The following is a 22,501-nucleotide window of genomic DNA, read 5'->3' as shown; positions in this document are numbered from 1 at the left end:
GCTTAACCTTGACTCGGATGCGCTGCAAGCTGCCATTTTGGCGTTTGGGTTCGTTTCGTTTTCAAGCTCCAACACGTTCTGAGCAATATACACGTTCGATGCGGTGTTCTTAAGTCGTTAAAATTTAATGACTTGAGGAAAAATCTGTGCGAGAGATCCTTATTTTTACTAGGTGATTTCGGTCGGTGGAAGCAAAAACGAAAATCCTTGATTTCAATTGAGGACACATGGTTTTGGTGAAATGGTTCCGCGCAACCATGCTGCTCTTGGTCTTCGTGGCCTTGGGGTCGGGATGGAAGCGGAGACTGGGCCGGGCAAAGATGGGACTGCACTCACTTGGCGAACCTCGCATGGCTGGTGGGAGTGACCTCCTGCGATCAGACGTGCTCGGCAGGGCATTCCAGGCGATCGCGTGATGGGACAGTCTCTCTCGCGGCAAGATCATTCTCAGCGTGGAATGCCTGTCGAAGGGCCTCCTCTTCGGCGTGCCCGTCGACGCCACGTTCTTCGGCGTCCGGAGGGGGGCCAGCGGGCCCCCACAATCCGCTCAAATTTACTTCGCCCAGCCCACGTAGATGTTGCCACTCAGTTCGCTGAATCGTCTGAGTTCGTATCCATGATTCTCCAAGGGATCAAAGACATTGAAGTATTCGTTTGATGGCTCGCCGACTCCATACACGACTCGAGTGTGCCCCATTGCATTGCCAGGGGATCCGGACATCAGCACGAGATGGCCCTTTGTTTTCAACTTTTCCAGGGCGAAACAATAAGTAAAATCCACCGCGGGCATCAGTTTCAGGGTAATCCCAATCTCGAGGAACACGTCGATCATGTGTTCTTCACGTAAGGCGTTGTCACTGTCGAGTTTGCCGGCGGCCTTGAACTTTTTCACCAATTCTTCGACGGTGGTATTACCACGCTTTGTGCCCTGTAGCCATGAGGCCGAACCAGCAGCCCAACAAAGAAGGCCCTTCTGCTGGATATCTCCGGGGGCCTCTAATTTGAACGGCGCATCCGTCGAGAAACCGGGGCATAAGGGTTTTTCAACCTGATATTGTCCCTTGTAGTAGCTCGACTCATACCAGGTCTTGTTGGGGGGAGGTGTGGGCGTCAGCGGTCGTGACCAGCTTTCGCGGGTCGCCGAGTCGTTCCACGAGAGATTCACCAACGTCGAGGTGGAGGCCCAGGTGCCCACGCCTTTCTCCGCGCCCTTCAGATCCTGCCAGGTTACTCTCCCACTTGGGTGGAACTCATACTCCCAGGTCCAAGGGTCGGGCCTGCCGATTGGCCGTACCTTGACGATCCATTTGCCGATCAGCACGTCCAGATCGCCGCCCATGTTTCGTCTCCACTCATTGTAAGCAAAAACGTAGCAACACCAATTCTATCGTATTAGTGTACACCTGCGTATCCGTGACATCAGTCTAGCTGTTTGCTCGATCGGTGGCAACATGTTCGAGGCTTACCGATCCGAGTGACTGAACCACTCGACGGAACTTCGAACGACGATCGATCTCCAACATCTCGGCAGCGTCGAGGTCGAGCATGAAACGCCGGTCGATCGCACCGCGGACGCCCTCGGCCGATTCTATGGTTTGCCGATAAGGAGCCCGCCATCGATCGCACTCGAAGCGATCCCGTCGTCTGCATGGCGAGATCGCGAAGGCCGGGACGACCAGTTGAATTCGCCATCCATCATCGTCCCGCTCCGGAAGGATCGGACGATCAACGCGGCAGCGGTGCTCGCCCTCAGTTCCGTTGATCTCACTCCTGGCGATGAATCCAACGACGTCTTCGGGCAGGCATCACAGCTCCAACGGGTCGGTGTCCGGTCGATCCATCAGTTCAGCGACCCGAAGATCGAACCCGAGGTTGTCCTCCGCCGAACATTACAGGCGGCGATTCATGAGGCGGGCCACATGCCGGGGATCCGGCATGCCACACTCAACGAGTGCGGAATGAACGAGTCGGATCAGGTCGATGAGTTGGATTGACGACCGATGCTTCTCTGCCCCGCGTGCGAGATGAAGACGTGGTGGTCCTGTTCGATCGAGCCCACGGGCCGAGATCAAAAGCTGGACGAATTCGCCGGGGCGAACAGCTCCGAGGCGGAGGGAATCCTCTGGCGGAAGTCAGGAGCCGCGTCAAATCCCGATCATGATTGTGGCACCGGGTCGGATGTCGCACATAGGAAATGAGGGCAGGTCGACACGGAGCCGGCCCGGGTCAGCCTTGCGGTTCAGCCGGATCAAGCGGGCGGCAGGTCCTCGAACGGGATGTCGATGATGGGGTAATCGTTCCAGATCTTGTAGTCGAAGTGCCACCACTCGGTGTCGATGACGTTGAATCCTTCGGCCTCCATCGCGTTTCGGAGGAGGTCGCGGTGCCAGCGCTGGCGGGAGGTGCCGCCGGGGTAGCCGGGGAATGAGCGGTCGGAGAACTCGTCGTAGCCTCCCGTCATCTCGATCGGTTGCTCGTTGGCCAGGTCGCAGAGGGTCAGGTCCACGGCGCAGCCTCGGTTGTGCTTCGATCCCTTGGCCGGATCGGCGACAAAAATGTGTTGCGCCGGCGGGGTGGCCTCGCGGAACAGCTTGGTCACCCGCCAGGGACGATATGCGTCGTGTATGAGGAGGCCGTACCCCTTGGGTGCAAGGCCGGCCTGGACCCTCGCGAGTGCCTCGGCGGCCGGTCGCTGCATCAAGGCCCTCGCCGAGGTGTAGAGCGGCGTGCTCAGGAAATTGTTGGTCGTCGCGTAGCGGATGTCGAGCTTGAGGCCGGGCACGACGGCGATCAGGTCGACCAGGTCGGCTTTCCTGGGTTTTTCGGGCTCGGAGGGGGGCTTCATCTCTGCCGTCTCGAGACGGATCTCAGCGGCGGATCGGACCGGTGTGATCCGGAACGTCTTGCCATTCTCGCCGTCAATCGAGCGACGCTTGAAGGACACGCTCGCGGCCTCCACCGCGGTGGCCCGGCCGCTGGAGTCGCGGCGAAAGATCAGTTTTTCACCCTGGTACAGGCCGGCATCGGGGAAGGCATAAATGTCCGGTTCCTCTTGCGTCAACGGATAGAGAAAGAACCACTCAATCAAGGCGTGCAGCCGACCTTCCTTCTCGAGGATGTAGAGGACATTGTGATCCCAGCCGTACTCGCCGATCAGGCCGTTGAACGCTTCGGGAGGGGCAGGGGGGAGCCCATCGGCGACGCGCTCAAAGATCGTGTCGCCGAGGCGAAGTTTGCCCCCTTCCGGAATGATCCGGGGGCTGAAGCCGACGAGCAGGTCATCGCCGACGAGGTCGTCGCCCGAGCTTCGAAGCTCGACCCGTTCTCCACCTTCCCCCCGCTCCATCCAGAGCCGTCCTTGGAGTTCGAGGAGGTCGAACGTGCGACCTCCCGAGGCCCGATAATGGCCGGCGAGTCGCTTCGCCAGGCCCGAGGCGAGCGGGGTCGTCGTCTCGATCGCGGGCAGCGGCTTGTCCTCGCGGGCGGCGAGCATCTGGCCGAGCGAGAGGCCGGCGATCCGAGAGGTCAGGCCGTTGGCGCAGTCCCGGGCTGCGATCACGACCACGCCGAGCTTCTCGTCGGGCAAGGCCGAAAGCTCGGTTGCAAAGCCGTAGATCGCACCGCCGTGGCCGATCCGCCGATGTCCATTGAACTCACCAATCGAGAATCCGAGTCCGAACCCCCGCGTGTCTTCGGGGCGTCCGGCGAACTGGACCTTCCACATCTCGGCGAGGGTTTCTGGCCTGAGAATTGACCCGTTCGCCCCGTTCCCGCCGGCGAAAAGAGCCTTCATGAATCGGCCGAGATCGATGACGGTCGTGTACATGCAGCCGGCCGGGCTGGTCCCGAGCTCGAAGGTCGGCGAGCGGAACTCACGGCCGTGGTAGGTCCACATCGTCGAGGCGGCCAGGTCCCTGGCCAGTTCGGGCGTCGGGGCGAAGCCGCTGCGGGACATCCCGAGCGGCTTGAGGACCCGATCGGCCACCAGGGGGACGAACGGCATACCCTCGACCTTCGAGAGCGCAAGGCCGACTGCGGCGATCGCCGCGTTCGAGTACTTCAAGCGGGTGCCGGGCGGGTAGACCAAGGCGGTGCCGTTGAGACTGGAGACGGTCGCTTCCAGGGTCGGCGAGGTCGGATCAAAGTAATGGCCGACGGGGGACTCGCGGACGAGGCCCGAACGGTGGGCCATCATCCGACGGAGCGTGATGGTCTCGGTCGCCGGGCCTTTCGGCGCGAAGTCGGGCAAGTATTTCGTGACGGGAGCGTCGAGGTCGATCTTCCCTTGCTCGACGAGCTGCATCACGGCGACGTCAGTGAAAAGCTTGGACACCGACCCGACCCGATAAACGGTGTCGGCTGTGGCGGGGACCTTGCCAGCAATGTCCGAGAAGCCATAGCCCCTGGACCAGACGATCGCCTGGTCGTCGACGAGGGCGATCGAGAGGCTCGGGATCTTCTTCTGGACGACCTCGCGGGCGATGAAGGCGTCGAGCGCGGCGACGGCCGCCTCGTACCGTTTCGGAGGGGCTTCGGGCGGGCCGGCGAACGTACGGGCCGGCCCGAGACAGGCGAAGGCCAGGAAGATCAAGGTCGGACGACACCGGCGTCGGAGCTCGGTCGCGGCGGGCAGATCGGCCATCGGGTATGTACCTCCTCGATCCGGGTGTGCGAGCAGTTGTTCGCGTTGTCGAGGGGCGACGACCCGAACAGAGCCTGTCTCGCGATGAGGTTGCTGGGGCCCGTGCCCCGTGAAAAGCCGTTTGGGAATGGGCAGAGTGGATTTCCCATGGGCAACCCAACATTCTGGTCGTGCCAACGAAAGGCAGCCAGGCCGAGCGGATTGGAGCCATATCCTTCGCACCGGGAGGCTTCTTAACCCGGTCATGATGCCCGTGTGGCTTGACCATCTTGTCAGGCCGCGAGGGCGAGCCCAGCCCGAACTTGTCTTTTCGATCATCACGGAGGAACGCTGCCGGCTCGATGGATCGACTCATCGAGAACGACAGGCCGAGGAATGTGAGCGGCCGGGATCCCTCGGCGAAATCCCGGCCGCTCACCTCAATTTCGATCGAGAAAACCCGGGGATTCTGCCCCTGAATCAATATCGAAGCGTGGCTGCCACCCCGGTCTTGGTCGGCATCTTGTCGGCGGGGACGATGACCACTTCTCCGCCGGTTTTCAGCACGGCCTCGGCAAAGTCGTCGAACAGGTCGTCGATCGCGGGGTCTTTCAGCGGCTGGATGTGGATCTCGCCGGTCGCGGCGTCGAAGCGTCCGGGGCTGATGCGGTCGGCCTCGACGAGGAGGGTGCCGACCCGGCCGGCGACGATGGCCTTGGCCACGTCGTGGGGATTATCAAGCCCGTGTTCGTGCGCGGAAGCGGCGAGGTAGGCGTCGGAAAGGTGGGCCAGGCGGGCGAAGTAGATCGGCTCGACGGCCTTCCAGACGTCGTCCCTCAACTGCTCGGCCGAGAGGGCCGACGGGTTGATCGAAACTCCCGCACTCTGGAGGAACGGGTTGTGACTCAGCTTTCGGAACTCGGCGTGATATTCGGTCAGCGCGGCCAGGATCAGCGGCAGGCCCGAGGGGCGTGAGAAGTTCGCGAGGACCTCGCGATCGATGGCCCTGAAGAATCGCTCCGTGTCCTTCTTCACCTCGTCTTCCCTGCCCCCATGGCCGTGGATGACCGCCGGTGCGACGCCGTTGCCCGACTGCAATCCTCCCGCGCCACTTCCTGCTCCTGCACCCGCTCCTCCGCCGTTCATGACCACGGCGACCGCCATGTGCGGCTCGGTCTTCTCCTCGCCGACGGTGTGCTTGAGCGTCATCGGCAGGTCGCCGGTGTCCAGCTCAACGAGCAGGTCCCGGTTGCCCTCGAGGATCCGCGCCTTGCGACGGTCGAGGCAGAGGACCTGATAGCGGTCGGCCGACTGGAGGATCCGGATCAGGGGCTTCAGGTGGAAACTGTCGGCGACGACGACCAGTTCCTCGACGGGCCTCTGGAGCTGGAAGATCTCAAATGAGTTGGCCGAGCCGAGGATGGCCAATCCGTGCTCCTGGTGCGACCAGAATGAAGTGTCGTCGACCAGGGCGCGGAAGGGCGCCAGCAGGGCCTGCACTTCACGGGTTGGAAATTTCTCGCGAAGCGAGGCCTCGGCGGTACTCAGGAGGTTCTTGTAGCGGATCGGATCCTGGCGGGCGTCTGGGTTCGTCCGATGCGTGGGCTGGTAGATGGAGATCATGGGGGAATCACCCCCGTTGAGGAATTGACGCAAGGTTTCCGAGGTCAGGCGGGCCATTGCTTGAAACTCCTGCAGTCTGGTTTTGACCGTGGGATCCGAAAAGGCGGCGGACGCCATGCTTACACTAGGTCGCGTCGGGGCCGGCCTCCCTCCGACGTCACGCGAACCCTGGGCCACCCATGCGTCGACTCTCACAGCCTGTGAGACGCACGCCCTTGGTCCTAACAGTGTCCGACGCCCCGCGGCGTTTGGGAAGTGCCCGATCGTGGGAGGAGACCCGATGAACGTCCACCGCATTGCCCGCTTCGTCGGCCGGCGGATCTCGTCGTTGCCCCCGCGACCTACCTTGTCCACGACGCCGGCACGGACAGCCCTGGGAACTCGTGAGACAGGCCAACGTTCCGCGGCGGGCGGATGTTTAACTTTTGGTGAGCTGAATCCTTGCGAGCGTTTCTTGTCGATTCTGACCATCGGAGACCCGGGTGGGACCGACCACGACGAGTCAAGGCCTTCGAGGCACGGATCAAGACCGATGCTGGCGCCCGCCTGATCGCCGACGGAATGACGCTCGAAGTCTCCGCGACGGGGTTTTTGATCGCCGATCTCATCGACCTCATCGTCCCGAACGATACGTTGATATCAGTCTCATCGACTTGATGAAATTTGATCTGACAACTCGCTTGATTGGTGGTTACTCGCACGATTCGAGGACGCTCCTCGATTTCATTAAGGAATGCGTTAATCAATGGGATTGCGATACTATGATCGGCCTCGCAGCCTCTGACGTGCTGCACAGCCCTGAATTCGGCCGTTTCCGCTCATGTTTGGGTCGCGATCTCATAAGTCGCGCGTCTTCCTGCTCTTCCCCGACATCGGCTTGGGGCCCTCCGGCGAGGACCTGCTGAGGCTGGCCCCGGCCGGGAGTGCGCTCGACTCGCTGTCGGGCCTCCGATTCAAAGGCGCGAACTTGATCCGACTCTTACGCAAGTATGTCACGCCTGTTTCACTGTATTGGTGACGCCCCGCGACTTCGACCATCCCGGAATGGGACAACGCGGCGCGGCGGAGGCCAGTGGGTCTCCGCCGCGCCGCGTTGGTGTGTCGGTCAGATCAGCGTATCAGCCAGCCTCAGCGGGCGGCGGTGCTGGTCTTGTCGGGGGTGGCAGGGAGGGAAATGGACTCGATGAGGGGAGTCTGGTCGCCCTTGTAGTTGCCGCCCACGGCGAGGAGGGAGTGGTCAGGACCGGGCAGGAGTCGGTGGGTCAGGCGGGGCTGGGCCCAGGCTCCGATGGCCTCCCACTGGTTCGTCCCGGTGTTCAGGCGGTTGATGACGCCCGAGATGGCGCTCATGTAAAGCTTGCCCTCGACGCCGAAGGCCGAGGCGGAGAATCCCTCGGTCTTGCCGGAACCGGGCAGCTTGGGCCCTTCGGTCCAGGCGTTGGCGACGGGGTCGTAGATGTCCACGCGGGGCTCGACCTTGAAGTCATCGGTCAGGCCGCCCAGGACGTAGAGCTTGCCGCCGGCCTCGGCCGCTGCGAGGGCGCGGCGGCGGAAGGGCTGGTCGAGAGTCTTCCAGCCGGCCTCGGGGTTGTCGAGGTCGTAGACGGAGGCGTCCTCGCAATAGTCGGAGTCTTCGCTGCTGCCCTTCATGATCCAGCCGCCGACGGCGTAGATCTTGCGGCCGACGACGGCGGCGTCGTGCGTGGAGCGGGGGGTGGGCATGGGGGCCAGGTCGGTCCAGGCCTTGGTCTCGGGGTCGAACCGGGCGAAGTCGGCGACCGAGTGCAGGTCCTGCGGGCTGCCGGGGGCGTTCTTGGCGGCCATCCCGCCGAGGCGGTAGATGGCCTTGCCGTCGGAAACCAGGGCCACACCCTGAAGGTCGACGGTCATCGGCAGGTCTTCCCAGGTGGTCCGATCCTTGAGATTCAGGCGGCGGAAGTGCTTCGAGGTGGTCGCGGTGCTGTACTTGTGGGTCCGGCCGACGTGGCCGCTGTAGACGTAGAGCCAGTCGCCCAGCACGGCGCCGCCGAAGCTGTTGACGGCCGGCGCGGGCATGGTGGCGAAGGTGGTGGCGACGGCCACGGCGGGCGTCTCGCCGGCCTTCGCATCGGCCGAGGCTGCGGCCGGCGCAGGGGTCGGCACCACGGTGAGGGTGGCGTAGTAGCGGCTCTCGGTGTAGGGCTTGCCGTCGAGCTCGCCGGGCTTGCTCTCGGTCCAGTTGGCCCAGGCGCCGGTCTTGCCTTCGGCGAGGCCGGCGACTTCAACGAGTCCGGCATCGTCGGAGGTGAGGTCGATGGTGTCGCCCTCGGAGGGGTACGCCTTGACCCGGACCTTGGGGACGGCCTTGCCGTCGAAGAGGGCCTGGAAGTAGGACTTGCCGTCCTTGGTCACGAGCCTGACACGCAGGAGCGAGCCCTTCTCGGGGGCGTCGGCGGCGACGGCCTTGCTCTGGGCGCGGGCGGTGTACACGAGGCGATAGGAGACCTTCGCCTTGTCCGTCTTGACGCCCAGCACGCTCTCGGCGTCGATGGCGGCGGGCAGGGCGCCTGCCCACGAGGCGTCGAGCGAGCTTTCGCCGAGGGAGGCCGCGATGGGCTGGCCCTGGGCGGTGGGCTTCACGTCCTTGACGTACTTGAGGAACGCCTCGCCGCCCGGCTCGGGCTCTTCGTTGAGGAAGGTGCGGATGGTGGCGCTACCGCCGGCCGTCTTGGCGGGCTCGACGGTGATCCAGATGAAGTGGGCCGACGCCGCCGTGGGGAGGATGAGCAGGGCGGCGGCCAGTGCCGCCCGTGAGAGGTGCTTCGTCGCTGCGCGGATCATGCGTGTCCTCGGATCAGTGTAGGGGGAACGCGGTCAAGGCTTCGTCGTGCGGATCAGCCCGGGTCGACGGGGAGGGCCCGCTTTCGCCTGGCCCCCTTGGCTTCCTGTTCTTTGCGGAGCTCGTAGAGCTGCTGCGACTCGGCGAGGGCCTTCTTCCCCGCCTCGGAGTCGACCGAGACGACGGGCGAGCCTTGCTCGGAGTGCAACGGCTCCTGCCCGCAGCCGGCGAGGGAAAGGGTTAGCAGGAAGGCCGCCGGGGCCAGCAAGACGGCCCCCCGGGCGATGAGCCGGGGGGGGCGAATGGCATCGATCATGGGAGTGAGAACCTCGATGGCGGTTCAATAAGCGTCCGCGGAGATGACTTCGCCACCGCTCATGGTGGAGATCCCCATGTAGGTGGGCATCGAGATCGTGTTCTTGATGGCCCGGACGCTGCCGTCGGCGAAGACCGAGTTGATCAGGCCGGGGTGGGTCGAGCGGAAGTTGCTGAGCTGCTGACCGGGGGCGGGAGCCGGATCGCCGGGGGCGGGCTTGCTGACGTCCGTGAGCGAGTCCATGCCGCAGTCATTCGGCTTGTAGGGATAGCCGATATGGTCCACCGTGCGGCCCACGAGCGAGCCGATGATCCGCTTGTCCGTGCCCCAGAGGCGAGACCGGCCGTAGGCCAGGAACATGAGGTTGTCGTAATAGACGGTGGCGGTGGGCGCGGCGGCCAGGCCGGGGCTCAGGGGGACGCAGACGCGGGCGTCGCCGCTGCCCACGGCGCGGGTCTTGTTGCGTGCGTTGCCGCCGGCCGACTCGCCCATCAGCATGGTGTTGCTGGTGCCGTCGGTGATCTGCGCGATCTTGGTGGCGGTGTCGAAGCCGATGGGGCCGAGCTGGCTGTCATTGTAGCCCGGGATGACATAGCGGCCCGCGCCGGCGTTGAAGAGATAGTCGGTGACGGCGATCTTTCCGGGTTCGAGCGTGTACGCCGCGGAACCCGAGCCGATGGTGGCCCCGACCTCGCCGATGGCCCGGTTGGACGGGCAGAGGAATGCGGCGAACTGGAGCGAGACGCCCGTGCTATTGCCCGGCAGCGACCAGCCGTAATAGGGGGTCGTCCCGCTGAACGAGTTCAACGAGAAGTTAAATGTGTTGTAGGCGTTGCCCTGCTCAAGATAGGGCAGGATGAAGCTGTACCCGGTGTAATTCATGTACACCGAGCTCAATCCCCCCTGCGAAGCCGGCGGAAACGCCTGGTTGGCGCCCTCATAGTTGTGCAGCGCCAGCCCGAGCTGCTTCAGGTTGTTGACGCACTGGATGCGCCTGGCGGCCTCGCGGGCGCTCTGCACGGCCGGCAGGAGCAGCGCGATGAGCACCGCGATGATCGAGATCACGACCAGCAGCTCGATGAGCGTGAAGCCGGCGCGGCGGCGGCGAGGGGAGGTCGGCGAACTCATGGTCCTGGTCCTGACTTGAGGTGCCGTCCGGCCCGGCCCGTGCCCGCACTCAAGCGGGCGATCCGGGGCGAGATTGACAGGCCCGACGGCGGGCGAGGTGAACGTCATCGATTCCCGGACATTCGCGCCCCGGAGGCGAAAAACGCTCCGGGCACGCCCCGTCTCCGGACCAAACACGCGGCGGGACCAGCGCCGGATCGGTTCGGAGATGATTGAAACTGAGATTCAGTCCCAACAAGACTCAATTTACGGTCGCGAGACTTCTTGTCAAGAACTTTGGCACGACGCTTCCTGAATCGCTGCGTGATGACGAGACTGTCTGGTGGCTCATCTAGGCGATCGATGCCCGGATGCCTGGAGCGATCGATCAGGGCCCATGCCCGATTTCATGCAGTCTTGTCGCAATTCCGAATCGAGTTTCGTACCATCACCGGGGAATGGCACGCCCGATCCAGCGTCTTGAAAGATTGACCAATCGCCATTATTGACGACGAAATTGCCCCAAGCTCTCGATGATCTTGAGTCCGGATCCGGCCAGGATCATGGGAGTTGAGAGCTGCGAGCGGTCGTCATCGAGGTGGCGATTTGATTGGCGCGGGATTTGAATGCTTCGCAGATCGTTCCACGAAACGACCTTCGCCCGAACGACTTGCGAACGCCTGAAATTGCATGAACGAAGACCATCAAAACAGCCAGTTCGTTCGTGTCCGGGGGGCACGCGAGCACAATCTGAAGGACGTAAGCCTCGACATCCCCCGCGATGCGCTGGTCGTCTTCACGGGGATCTCGGGGTCGGGCAAGTCATCGCTCGCGTTCGGGACGCTCTATGCGGAGGCCCAGCGGCGTTACCTCGAATCGGTCTCGCCCTATGCCAGGCGACTTTTCCACCAACTCGGGGTGCCCGAGGTCGACGAAATCGAGGGGCTTCCACCGGCGGTCGCCTTGCAGCAGCAGAGAGGGTCTCCCTCGACCCGATCGTCGGTGGGCAGCGTCACGACGCTCTCGAACTTGATCCGGATGCTCTACTCGCGCGCCGGAGATTATCCGGCCGGCCAGCCCCTCCTGTACGCGGAGTCGTTCTCGCCGAACACCCCCGAGGGGGCCTGCCCCGAGTGCCACGGCCTGGGCCGGGTGTACGAGGTGACGGAACGATCGATGGTGCCGGATGACTCGCTGACGATCCGCGAGCGGGCCGTCGCGGCCTGGCCGACCGCCTGGCACGGCCAGAACCTGCGCGAGATCTTGATGACGCTCGGCTACGACGTCGACCGGCCCTGGCGCGAGCTACCCCGGAAGGACCGCGACTGGATCCTCTTCACCGACGACCAGCCGGTGGTGCCGGTCTATTCGGGGCTGACCGCCGAGGAGGTGCGGCGCTCCGTCCTGCGGAAGGACGAGCCGAGCTACATGGGGACTTTCTCCAGCGCCAGGCGGCACGTCCTGCACACCTTCGCCAAGACGCAGAGCGAGCCGATGAAGCGTCGGGCGCTCCATTACATGCTCAGCCGAGAATGCCCGACCTGCCTCGGCAAGCGGCTGCGGCGCGAGACACTCTCGGTGACATTTGCGGGGCTCGATATCGCCGAATTCTCCAGGCTGCCCATGGCCAGGCTCGCGGCAATCCTGCCCGAATATGCCGAGGGGACGGCCCCAGGCATGGTCGAGCTGGCGGAGAAGTCGCCCGAGAAGTTGATCGTCGTCCGGAGGATCGCCCGCGACCTGGTCGGTCGGCTGGGCGTGCTGCTCGACCTGGGGCTCGGCTATCTCTCCCTGGAGCGCGGCACGCCCACGCTCTCGCCCGGCGAACTGCAACGGTTGAGGCTCGCCACGCAGGTCCGCTCGAACCTGTTCGGCGTCGTCTACGTGCTCGACGAACCCTCGGCGGGCCTTCACCCGGCGGATACCGAGGCACTGGTGCGGGCGCTCAACCGGCTGAAGGCCTCGGGCAACTCGCTGTTCGTCGTCGAGCACGACCTCGACCTGATCCGCCAAGCTGACTGGATCGTCGACGTGGGGCCGGGGGCGGGCGAGCAGGGCGGATTCATCCTGTACAGCGGCCCGCCCGCGGGGCTCGAACATGTGAGCGAATCCCAAACCCGACGACACCTCTTCGGGAACCGGGAGGCCGGGAGTCGGACGCCGCGCGAGCCCGTCGGCTGGCTGCGTCTGGCCGATGTCAGGCGCAACAACTTGCGGGGGATCGACGCCAGGTTCCCGCTGGGCGTCTTCACGACCGTGACGGGGGTCTCGGGCTCGGGAAAGTCGAGCCTGGTCAGCCAGGCCCTCGCCGAGCTCGTCGCGACTCAGCTCGGCCAAACGCTCGCGCCCGACGAGGACCAGGGAGAAGAGCTGGAGTCGGACGTCGACGCCCCCATCGGCGGTCGGATCGAGGGGGGCCTGTGTGGGATCAGGCGGCTGGTTCGGGTCGATCAGAAGCCGATCGGCCGGACGCCCAGGTCCAACCTGGCAACCTACACCGGCCTCTTCGACCACGTCCGCAAGCTCTTCGCCGCGACGAAGGAGGCGAAGGACCGCCGCTATGACGCGGGCCGATTCTCGTTCAACGTCGCCAAGGGGCGCTGCGAGACCTGCGAGGGGGAGGGGTTCGTGATGGTCGAGCTGCTCTTCCTCCCCAGCGTCTACGCCCCATGTCCCGCCTGCCACGGGTCTCGATTCAATGCGCAAACGCTCGAGATCCGGTATCGCGGCAGGACCATCGCCGACGTGCTGGGGATGACGGTCGACGCGGCCCGCGAATTCTTCGCCGAGGAGCCGCAGGTGGAGCGTTCGCTCCTCGTCCTGGGCGAAGTTGGCCTGGGCTACCTGCGGCTGGGTCAGCCCGCCACCGAGCTCTCCGGGGGAGAGGCCCAGCGGATCAAGCTGGCGACCGAGCTGCAACGTGCCCAGCGTGGCGACACGCTCTACATCCTCGACGAGCCGACCAACGGCTTGCATCCCTCGGACGTGGATAAGCTGATGGCGCAGCTCGACCGGTTGGTCGACTCGGGCAACACCGTCATCGCCGTCGAGCACGAGATGCGGGTCGCCGCGGCCAGCGACTGGGTCATCGACATTGGCCCCGGCGCCGGCGAGGACGGGGGCCGGATTGTTGCCGCCGGCCCCCCTGAGGAAGTCGCCAGGGTGTCATCGAGCCGGACCGCGGCTTACCTGGCCCGCTCTCTGCCCTGATCGCATTCAAACTCCGGTGTCTGCGCGCAATCGAGAGCGCCCTCGGGCTCGCCGAGCCCGAGGGCGTCGGCTCAACCTACTTGCCGGCCCGCGACTGGGCTGCCTTCTGGATCTGGTCCTTGACGGCCTCGAGGTTGAAGCTCGCACCCTTCTGCATGGGTGGGAATTCGACCGCCGTCTTGGCCAGCTTCGCGACTTCCGCCTGGACGTAGACGAAGCGCCAGAACTCGTACTTGAACCACTGGAAGTACTCGAGCGAGCCGGTGAACCCGGTGCGCTCGAAGGGATCGAGACGCAGGTTCACCAGGATCGGAACATCCGGCCTGACGGTCCCGCCGAGCCAGCCCGAGGGTTGATCGATGAATCGATACTTGAAGTCATCGATCCTGGCCGCGCCGAGCGCGCCCTCGGCGAAGTACCAGATCTCGTGGCGCTTCGACGGTCCCGCGCCGGTGATCATGTCCGTCTGGTCGTAACCGTCGAGGTGCACCTTGTAGGTTGTGTCGTCGAGCGTCTTCCCCTGCTTCAACTCCTCGACGATCTTCGTCTCGCCGGCGGCAGCTGCGAGCGTCGGGAACCAGTCGAGGCCTGAGATGATCCCGTTCTCGACCTTGCCCGCGGGGATTTTGCCGGGCCAGCGGGCGATGCAAGGTGCGCGGAATCCGCCCTCCATCACGGTCCCTTTGCCCCCCGCGAAGGGAGTCTGGCCGCCGTCGGGCCAGGTGAAGTTCTCGGCGCCGTTGTCGGTCGTGAACACGACGATTGTCTCGTCCTCGACGCCCATGTCGGCCAGCTTCTTCATGACCGAGCCGACGATGTCGTCGAGCTGGGCCATCCCCGCCTCGTACTCCGACCAGCCGTTCTGCGGCGTCCGGGTCTTCTGGTATGTTTCGGAAAGGTGGGTAACGATGTGCATGCGCGTCGGGTTGAGGTAGCAGAAGAAAGGCTTGCCCTCCTCCTTGGCCTTGTCGACGAACTTCAACGCGTGTTCCAGGATCTCGTCGTCCACCGTCTCCATCCGCTTGGGGTAAAGCGTGCCGGCATCCTCGATCTTCTGCTTGCCGACCTTGCCCCAGCGAGGCTGAGAGGTCGGATCATCCCGATCCGTTGCCCAGGAGTGGACCAGGTTGCGCGGGCCGACCTTGTCCTTGAGTTCGGGCGGATAATTGGGATGCGACGGGTCTTCCATCGCGTCCAGGTGATAGAGGTAGCCGAAGAACTCGTCGAAGCCGTGGACGGTCGGCAGAAACTCGTTCAGGTCGCCAAGGTGGTTCTTGCCGAACTGGCCGGTGGCGTAGCCCATCGACTTGAGCGCGGTGGCGATGGTCGGTGCCTGGGCCGGCAGGCCGATCGGGGAGCCCGCCTGGCCGACCGTGGTCATGCCGGTGCGAATCGGCAACTGGCCGGTGATGAAGTTGGCCCGTCCCGCCGTGCAACTGGCCTCGGCGTAATAGTCGGTGAAGAGCATGCCCTGGGCCGCGAGCTTGTCGAGGTGGGGCGTCTTGCCGGCCATCATGCCGCGGTGGTAGGCGCCAATATTGAACCAGCCGATATCATCGCCCATGATGAACATGATGTTCGGCTTCTTCGCGGCCGAGGCGGGCTTCGCCTTGGCCGAGTTCGCGCCGGCCTGCGCGAGCAAGAGGTTCCTGCTCACGCCTTCCGTACCATCGTTGGCCTTCTCAATGTCCTTGTCGGTCGCTCCGGACTGCGCCGCGACAGGTGCGACGACACCGGCCCTTAACATGGGAGTGACATCCTGTGTGGAGGCGACGAAGCCCAGCATCGCCCCCAGCCCGACGAACACGACCACTTTAATCGGCCCGATTTTCATGCTCGAAACGCCTTCATGTTGGGATCTGCGCTCTCGATGAGTCGCCCACGCGGTCCACAGACCTTGCCTGCTGTTCGTTCAAACTTCGCGTGATTCGGGAAAGTGTGCCCGCCCGCGCACGAGCCGTGGCCCAGGCATCAATCAACCTCGATGAATGCCAGAGAACTCAAGCGACCGGCATCGTGAGAGGGTTATCCGGGGATGATCCCGGCCGCCGCCTGATGTTCCCGCTCGAGCACGATCGTCGTGCTGTCGGGCGAGATCCCCAGGCGCTCGGAACGCCTTGAGGTGGATCGCGGGATGAACTCGAGCGCGAACGCAAGCCGCCCCACGTCGCGCCGGTCGGGCGGCAGCACGGAGAGGTCGAGGCTGGAGACGGCCTCATCGAACCGCCGCGGATCATCCTCGTTCTGGCTCATCGCGATCAGGAAGGTCCGCACCGTCGCCCGAGGAGAGCGAGGCTTCGGGGCGACCGCCGAAGATGATGCGTGAGCGGGGGTGGCCGCCGCCGGTTCAGTCGTCGCGGTCACGACTTGTGCCTCTGCGACCGATGGCTCGCCCCAGAGAGACGCGCAAAGCAGGAGGGCCATCAAAGCCAGCGGTGAGAACGCGTCTCTCATCATGGTTTTCCCAATGACGTCCGGAGGGGCGCGACGCTCCCCTCCGGCCTCGGAGTTCTCGAATCAACCGACCTGACTCGTGTCGACCGCCTGGAACAGGGAGGTCGGGCGAACGTTTGGAGTCGCCAGCGACATCCAACCGCGTTCATCGCGAGAAGTTCAGCCCGGTGTCGGCCTGTGGTGCGTTGGCAAGTCGGAAATTGAAATGATCGGCGTCTTGCCACACGACCTGGCCGGCCAGCACGCCATTCTGTCCACCCTGGTCGGAGAGCGATAGGACCCCGTCCGCGAAGGTCGACGTTCCGGCGATTGTCATGGGCGGCTTGCCCGGGGCCGAGGTGACCCACTTGAACTGGCCGTCGTCCTGGATCGCCAGCGTGATGCCCGCGTCCTTCGCCTGTTTTACGGTCCAATTCCCGGTGAGCTTGCCGTCGACCGCCGGAGAAGCCGCGGCCGGCGTGGGCGCACTCGCTACGGGAGGCTGAGACTGGGCGATGATCTGCGCCGAGAGCGTGTCACTCGGCTGGAGCGCCACGACCTTCTTGAGCTGGGCGATTGCGTTCTCATCGTGCCCCTGGCACAGGTAGTGGTAGGCCAGGACGAAGTAGGCATGGGCCGAGTTCGGATTCGCCTTCGAGAACGCCTCCAGGGTACGCAGCTGGCGAGTATAGGTCTCGACGTCGGGATACATCCCGCTCAGGGTCGTCCAGTCCCAGCCCGGCCCGACCGACAGGACCGCGTAGAGCGGCGCCGCGGCCTGATCGAAGTTGCCCTTCGCGAAGTAGACCAGGGCGAGGAACTCGCGCTGCGTCGTGTCGTTGGGCGTACTCGCCAGCGCCTGCTGGACGAATTGGAGCGCGTTGTCGTAGTCGCCCGAAAGAAATGCCTGGCGGGCCTGGTCGAAGGCCGACGACGACTGGTCGGCGACGGGAGGCGCGGGCGGGGCGAAGGTCGTGCTGATCGGCTGGGAGTAGTCGGCGCCGGCGGCGGCGACCTGCGTCACGGCCGAGGGCTGCGAATCGACGACCTGGCCGTTGGATGGGCCGGCGTAGGGATTGCTATAGCTCGAATAGCCGTATGAATACATCGGCGAGCCGACGCCCCAGGCCGCAACTCCGGCCGCCGCGCCAAGGCCGACGGCCGTCGCGCCCCAGGCGGCGGCGGAATTGTTGCCGTTCCAGTATCCGTTGACCATGCCGGGCTGATTGCGATTGGCGTAGCTCGCTCCGGCCGCCGCGGCTCCCGCATTGGAGAGGTTCGGCTGCTGGTTGCGATTGGCATAGCCCGCTCCGGCCGCCGCGGCTCCCGCATTGGAGAGGTTCGGCTGCTGGTTGCGATTGGCGTAGCCCGCTCCGGCCGCCGCGGCTCCCGCATTGGAGAGGTTTGGCTGCTGGTTCCGGTTCGCGTAACCTGCTCCCGCCGCTGCGGCCCCGGCGTTGGAGGCATTCGGCTGCTGGTTGCGATTGGCGTAGCCCGCCCCGGCCGCTGCTGCCCCGGCGTTGGACGGTGTCTGTCCTTGATTCCGGTTCTCGGCGCCCGCCCCGGCCGCGGCAGCCCCGGCGTTGGAGGGCGACCTGTTCTGGTTCTTGTTTGCGTAACCTGCTCCCGCCGCTGCGGCCCCGGCGTTGGACGGTGACTGCCCCTGATTCCGGTAAGCGCCACCACCGGAATTGCCGTATTGAGGGCGGTTCCCGGTCGAGGATCGATCCTGGTAGCCCGAGCCGCCCTGCGGGCGCGATTGTGAGGACGGTTGGCGTGGCTGGCTGAATGAGGGATTCCCCCTCGAGCCGCCGCCCTGGCCTCCATATCCACCTCGACTCCCTCCTCCATATCCGCCACCACCGCCACCGCCACCGCCACGGCCACCGCCGCGACCAGCGAAGACGTCGGACGGAATGGCGAGGAGCGCAAGGGAAAGGCCGAGGGCCAGTTTCAAGAGGATGCGACTCATGATGCGAATCCTGTGAAGAGAAAGGTAGGGCCGTGGGGTCGCCGGGGCTTACTTGCCGGCCTCGGGTGGCTTGCGCACCAGGATGACTTCTTCGATCCCGGGCATTGCAACGTCGCCCAGGGTCCGGTCGACCGACTGCCAGCTCGCCCGGTCCTTGCTCAGACGCTTCAGGATGTTCGTGACCGAGGCATGCCGGCCGTCCTGCCTGACCCCCTCGGCCTTGATGACCCACTCATCGCCGTTGCGGCTCCAGTAGCCCTCGCCGGAACCGCCCTCGGTGTCGAAGATCCAGGTCTTGAACTGCCCCCTCACCGGATCCCAACCGATCTTCTGCGAGCCGCTCAGGACCGGCAGGCCTCGGGTCTTCATGGTGAAGTCGCGGGTCAGGAAGTTGCCGTCGTCGGTCCACTTGCACGTGGTATGCACGACCGCGTCCTGGCTCTCGTTGATCCAATCCCCGACCAGCCACTCAAGCTCCTTCAGGCGGTCGTGAGGGTTCAGGTCGGCCACGACGGCCTCGTCGCGGACGGCGGATTGGAGCCAGTGGCCGTCGCGCTTGATGTAAACGACGGTGAATCGGGTCACCTCGGCGACCTCTCCCGACTTTGCGGGCCTGATGGTCGTCTTCCCCTCCTCGAGCGCCGTGTCGGGGCCGAGGAATCGCAGTGAGCTCACCTCGATGGCGATGGTGTTCCCCGGGCTGTCGGCGATCGACGCGGCGAGGCGGTCGCGGATGGCGGCGCGCCCCTCGATCCGTTCGCTCCCGTCGACGACGAGGGCGTCCTCGGCGTAGGTCAATGCAGCGGCGTCGGCGTCGCCGGCGTCGAACGCCCTGGTGAACGAGTTGACCAGTTCGCCGATGGCCTTGGCGTCATCGCCTCGCTTGGCCGTCGCCGCCTCTCTCGTGGATGCCGGGGTCGGCTTCGCGGACTCCTGGGCTCCCGAGCCCTGGGATATTGAGAGGGCCACGATCGCGAACCAGAGTGAAACCGGTCTCATTCCTGTCGCTCCTTTTTACGATGATTTTCGAAGGCGTACGCCCCGCAACTTGCGTTGGAGCGCACGGCACTCATGGAACTTAGGACGAGCTTGGGCCTTGCGAGGTCCGCGAGTCGGACGGAGACCAATTTCGGCTCCGCCCCCGTGACGAGTGAGCCGCCCTGGTGACGGTTTCGAATGAAGGGAACGGGTCGATGACCTCGGTCCGCTCGAGGACGAATCCAGTGGGACCAACCCTACCGATCTAGGTCAGGTCGATGGGGCGTCGTGGAAGAGGTGGTTGATCGGATGCAGGCCGGGGAGTCGGCCGGCAAATATAAGAAATATGTTTATTTATTAGTGAGCCGGCCCTGGGAGGGCAAACGCGAAAAGGTTCGGAACCGGGTCGCTCGATCGACCCGAGAAATGGACCCTTGTCGGCAAACGACATCGCTGCGGCGAGCGGGGATCCCAGCAGGCTTCGATCGTCCTGAGGGATGAGGGCACGGCCCTGAACGCTTCGTTCGAGCTGACTTGTCTCGTCCGGCCGTTCAGCCTTTCGGATGAATGGTGTGCCGGCATCCGTCCCGGATGAGGCAACGACGTCCGTCGCTCCACCCGTCGAATGCCCGGATCCGATCCCGGCCTCGGGGGGCGGATCGGCGAGAATGGGCCCGGAGTCTCGAACGGGAGACGCGAACCGACGCCGGCGTGAGACCTGGAGCGACGCCGAGGCGCAGACTCTGGCGGATCATCTTGCTCGATGCAGGGATGGCACGCCAAGAAAATTCCGGATCCGATTGATGGATTGCGCGGGGCGAACGACCCGCCCGGTGGATCCTAGAATATTCGTCGATATGAGTTTGATTCAGTTCGCTTCCGGCGATGGTCGGCGTCATGGCTCGGGTTCCGCGCCGGACGTTGGGCGAGCGGACGTCATATGCGCATTATAGTGCACGATGATGGATGCGGGGCCCCTCAGGCCCCGGCCGACTCGGCCTTCGTGAGAAGCTCGAGGATGGCCTCCGGGGCGACGGGCTTGACGAGGTGCTGGTCGAAGCCCGCCTCTCGTGATTTCTGCCGGTCCTGCTCATGTCCCCAGCCGGTGAGCGCCAGCAGCGTGACCGTCGCGAACCCCGGCATCTGCCTCATCCGCCGGGCTACCTCGTAGCCATCCATCCCCGGCAGGCCGATGTCCAGCAGGACGACCTCGGGGCGGAATCTCAGGGCCGCCGCCAGCGCCGAGGGGCCGTCGTGGGCGACCTCGACGTCCTGGTCGTAGAGCCTGGAGAGCAACCTCCCGAGGGCGTTGGCCGAGTCTTCATTGTCATCCACCACGAGGATCCGACGGCGGGGCCACCTTGTGTCGGTCGACTTCCAGAGCCCCGCCGGCTCCGCCTCGCGTGAGCCCGTCGCGACCGCGGCCGTCGCCATGTTTGCCAACGCGGGCATCGGGAGCCGGACGGTGAACTCGCTTCCCCGGCCCAGTCCCTCGCTCCTTGCCTCAACGACGCCTCCGTGGATCTCCACCAGGCTCTTCACCAACGCCAGCCCGACCCCCAGCCCGCCTTGCGCCAGGTCGGCAGAACGCCCTTCCTGCATGAACAGATCGAAAATCTTCGGCAGCATCTCCCGGGTGATGCCCACGCCGGTATCGCGCACGCGGATGACGGCCTCGGTCCCCTCGAGCCGGGACGTCAGGTCGATCTTCCCGCCCGGATCGGCATACTTGGCGGCGTTGTTCAGGAGGTTGGTGATCGCTTGCGACATGCGGATCGAGTCCGCTTCCAGGATCAGCGGCTGGTCGGGGAGCGAGACCGTCAGCGTGTGGCCTTTCGCGTCGATGACGGGCCGGGCCGTCTCCACGGCGTCGGCAATGATGGCCGCGAGCTGGACCGGCTCCTTCAGGAGTTCGAGCTTGCCCTGCATGATCCTCGACAGGTCGAGCAGGTCGTCGACCAGCCGGATCATCTGCCGGACCTGGCGGCCCATAAGGTCCCTGGCCCATCGGACCGTCGCCGCGTCGGGGTCTTCGGGACCCAGCAGCGCGAGGGCGTTGATGATCGGGGCCAGCGGATTGCGGAGCTCGTGCCCCAGCATGGCCAGGAACTCGTTCTTGCGGAGGTCGGCAGCCGCCAGGTCCTCGGCCTGGCGGCTGACCTCGGCGTGCAGCCGTTCGACCTCGGCATTCTTGCGGACCAGCTCACGGTTCAGGGCGACGACTTCGCTGTTGACCCGTCCGAGCTCGTCGTAGAAGGTGTCTGGCAAGGCGGATGGGGCATGTGGGGCGGCCTCGCGTCGCATCTCCAGGACCCGACGACCGACCCTCGGCCCCTCGCCGACTTCCTGCTGCATGAGCCGCTCGGCCAGGCGACAGGCCTCGTCCGCGTCGCCGACGTGGCCATCGGCGCCGATGCGTTCCCAGAGGCCGGGCTCGGCGTTGAAGAGGCGCCCGCCCACCATGACCTTGAGGTCGACAAGCGCCGGCTCGGCCCGCACCGCCGCGATCAGGTCGACCATGGCCGGCAGGTGGTACGTCATGGTCGCCGAGGCAGCGAGCAGATCGGCCCGGTGTTCGACGAGCGACTGGACGACCCCGGTGATTGGAACGTTGCCGCCGAGATAGATCGTGTCCCAGCCGGCCAACTCCAGAAGGTCGGCCACCATGCGGGTCCCCACCTCGTGCGACTCCCCGGCCACGCAGGCGACCACCGCCCGGCGCCCGTTACGCGTGGTGATGAAGAGGCGGGGGGCGAGCTGGGACATGATCAGCTGGGTGGCCGCCGTGCAGTAATGCTCCTGGGCCGCGGTGACCATTCCCTCCTGCCACAGCCGGCCGAGCTCTCGCTGGCAGGGCTGGAAGACCCTGAGATAGACGTCGCGGATTGCCATACCCGCCTCCACGGCGTCCAGGATCAGGCACGCGGCGGCGTGACGCTGGCAGGCCAGGAGCAGGCGGAGATATTCCCCGGCGATCTCGTCGCCCAACTCACCCTTCGGCAGGTGGCCGGGCGTCTCCGGAAGAGTACCGGCGAGCCGCTCCATCGCCGACTCGACGTAACCCGTCGCGGCGCCCGCCATCTCCTCCGTGAGTTGCTCTTTCAGGACGTCCCGGAGGCAGGACAGGTTCTCGCGAATGTCTTGCAGTCGGATGCCGGCGGCTGACAGGACGGACCCGGCCCAGCCGACGTAGCCGGCGAAGAGCGAGGGGCTGGAGGCCAGGAGGGCGGCCGACAGGTGGGCGAGGAGGAACTCGGTATCCTCGATACACTTCGCATATCCTCGCTCGCCGTAGAGTTCCCTCATCTCGGGATGGTGCGAGTACTGCCGCTCGACGACGGCCAGCGAGAGTGCGTGGCGGCGAGCATGGATGGCTCGACTGATCTCGACATCGAAGTCATTCATGGAAACCGGCGCCGCCTT

Annotated in this window: 13 protein-coding genes; 2 read left to right on the top strand and 11 right to left on the bottom strand. The window is 65.0% G+C overall.

Going from position 1 to position 22,501, the window contains the following annotated elements:
- Positions 1–553: 553 nt before the first annotated feature.
- Complete coding sequence (locus EP7_RS24050) at positions 554–1,339, bottom strand: papain-like cysteine protease family protein (protein WP_463524745.1); 786 nt, start codon at positions 1,337–1,339, stop codon at positions 554–556.
- A 340-nt stretch (positions 1,340–1,679) separates the two neighbouring features.
- Between EP7_RS24050 and EP7_RS24045 the strand changes: the two genes are divergently transcribed.
- Positions 1,680–1,994 carry a hypothetical protein gene (locus EP7_RS24045; RefSeq protein ID WP_463524744.1) on the top strand — a complete coding sequence of 105 codons (315 nt, stop codon included), beginning with the start codon at positions 1,680–1,682 and terminating at the stop codon, positions 1,992–1,994.
- Positions 1,995–2,248: 254 nt separating this feature from the next.
- On the opposite strand, the gene EP7_RS24040 is transcribed toward EP7_RS24045, so the two are convergent.
- The 5 genes from EP7_RS24040 to EP7_RS24020 form a co-directional block, all read right to left on the bottom strand.
- Positions 2,249–4,642: a serine hydrolase gene (locus EP7_RS24040; RefSeq protein WP_463524743.1), complete on the bottom strand. Its 2,394-nt coding sequence runs from the start codon at positions 4,640–4,642 to the stop codon at positions 2,249–2,251.
- Between the two features lie 459 nt (positions 4,643–5,101).
- The gene (locus EP7_RS24035) at positions 5,102–6,301 is read right to left on the bottom strand and encodes a baeRF3 domain-containing protein (protein ID WP_463524742.1); all 1,200 of its coding nucleotides are present in this window, start codon (positions 6,299–6,301) and stop codon (positions 5,102–5,104) included.
- Positions 6,302–7,372: 1,071 nt separating this feature from the next.
- On the bottom strand, positions 7,373–9,064 hold the full coding sequence (locus tag EP7_RS24030; protein ID WP_463524741.1) for a Kelch repeat-containing protein: 1,692 nt from the start codon (positions 9,062–9,064) through the stop codon (positions 7,373–7,375).
- 53 nt (positions 9,065–9,117) lie between these two features.
- Positions 9,118–9,378, bottom strand: a complete 261-nt coding sequence (locus EP7_RS24025) for a hypothetical protein (protein ID WP_463524740.1) — start codon at positions 9,376–9,378, stop codon at positions 9,118–9,120.
- A gap of 24 nt (positions 9,379–9,402) precedes the next feature.
- The gene (locus EP7_RS24020; RefSeq protein WP_463524739.1) at positions 9,403–10,506 is read right to left on the bottom strand and encodes a DUF1559 family PulG-like putative transporter; all 1,104 of its coding nucleotides are present in this window, start codon (positions 10,504–10,506) and stop codon (positions 9,403–9,405) included.
- 669 nt (positions 10,507–11,175) lie between these two features.
- Here EP7_RS24020 and EP7_RS24015 point away from each other — a divergent pair.
- Positions 11,176–13,695 (top strand): excinuclease ABC subunit UvrA, encoded by a 2,520-nt coding sequence (locus EP7_RS24015; RefSeq protein ID WP_463524738.1) that lies wholly within the window; start codon positions 11,176–11,178, stop codon positions 13,693–13,695.
- Positions 13,696–13,771: 76 nt separating this feature from the next.
- On the opposite strand, the gene EP7_RS24010 is transcribed toward EP7_RS24015, so the two are convergent.
- From EP7_RS24010 to EP7_RS23990, 5 genes are all read right to left on the bottom strand, one after another.
- A complete protein-coding gene (locus EP7_RS24010) occupies positions 13,772–15,529 on the bottom strand; it encodes an arylsulfatase (protein ID WP_463524736.1) in 1,758 nt (585 codons plus the stop codon).
- 191 nt (positions 15,530–15,720) lie between these two features.
- Complete coding sequence (locus EP7_RS24005; protein WP_463524734.1) at positions 15,721–16,059, bottom strand: hypothetical protein; 339 nt, start codon at positions 16,057–16,059, stop codon at positions 15,721–15,723.
- A 235-nt stretch (positions 16,060–16,294) separates the two neighbouring features.
- Entirely contained in the window at positions 16,295–18,100 is a 1,806-nt protein-coding gene (locus EP7_RS24000) for a tetratricopeptide repeat protein (RefSeq protein ID WP_463524732.1), read from the bottom strand.
- 48 nt (positions 18,101–18,148) lie between these two features.
- On the bottom strand, positions 18,149–19,099 hold the full coding sequence (locus EP7_RS23995) for a YybH family protein (protein ID WP_463524731.1): 951 nt from the start codon (positions 19,097–19,099) through the stop codon (positions 18,149–18,151).
- Positions 19,100–20,056: 957 nt separating this feature from the next.
- The gene (locus EP7_RS23990) at positions 20,057–22,483 is read right to left on the bottom strand and encodes an ATP-binding protein (RefSeq protein WP_463524730.1); all 2,427 of its coding nucleotides are present in this window, start codon (positions 22,481–22,483) and stop codon (positions 20,057–20,059) included.
- Between the last annotated feature and the right edge of the window lie 18 nt (positions 22,484–22,501).

It is taken from the genome of Isosphaeraceae bacterium EP7, assembly GCA_038400315.1.
Classification (GTDB): domain Bacteria; phylum Planctomycetota; class Planctomycetia; order Isosphaerales; family Isosphaeraceae; genus EP7.
This window is presented reverse-complemented; position numbering and strand designations above follow the sequence as displayed.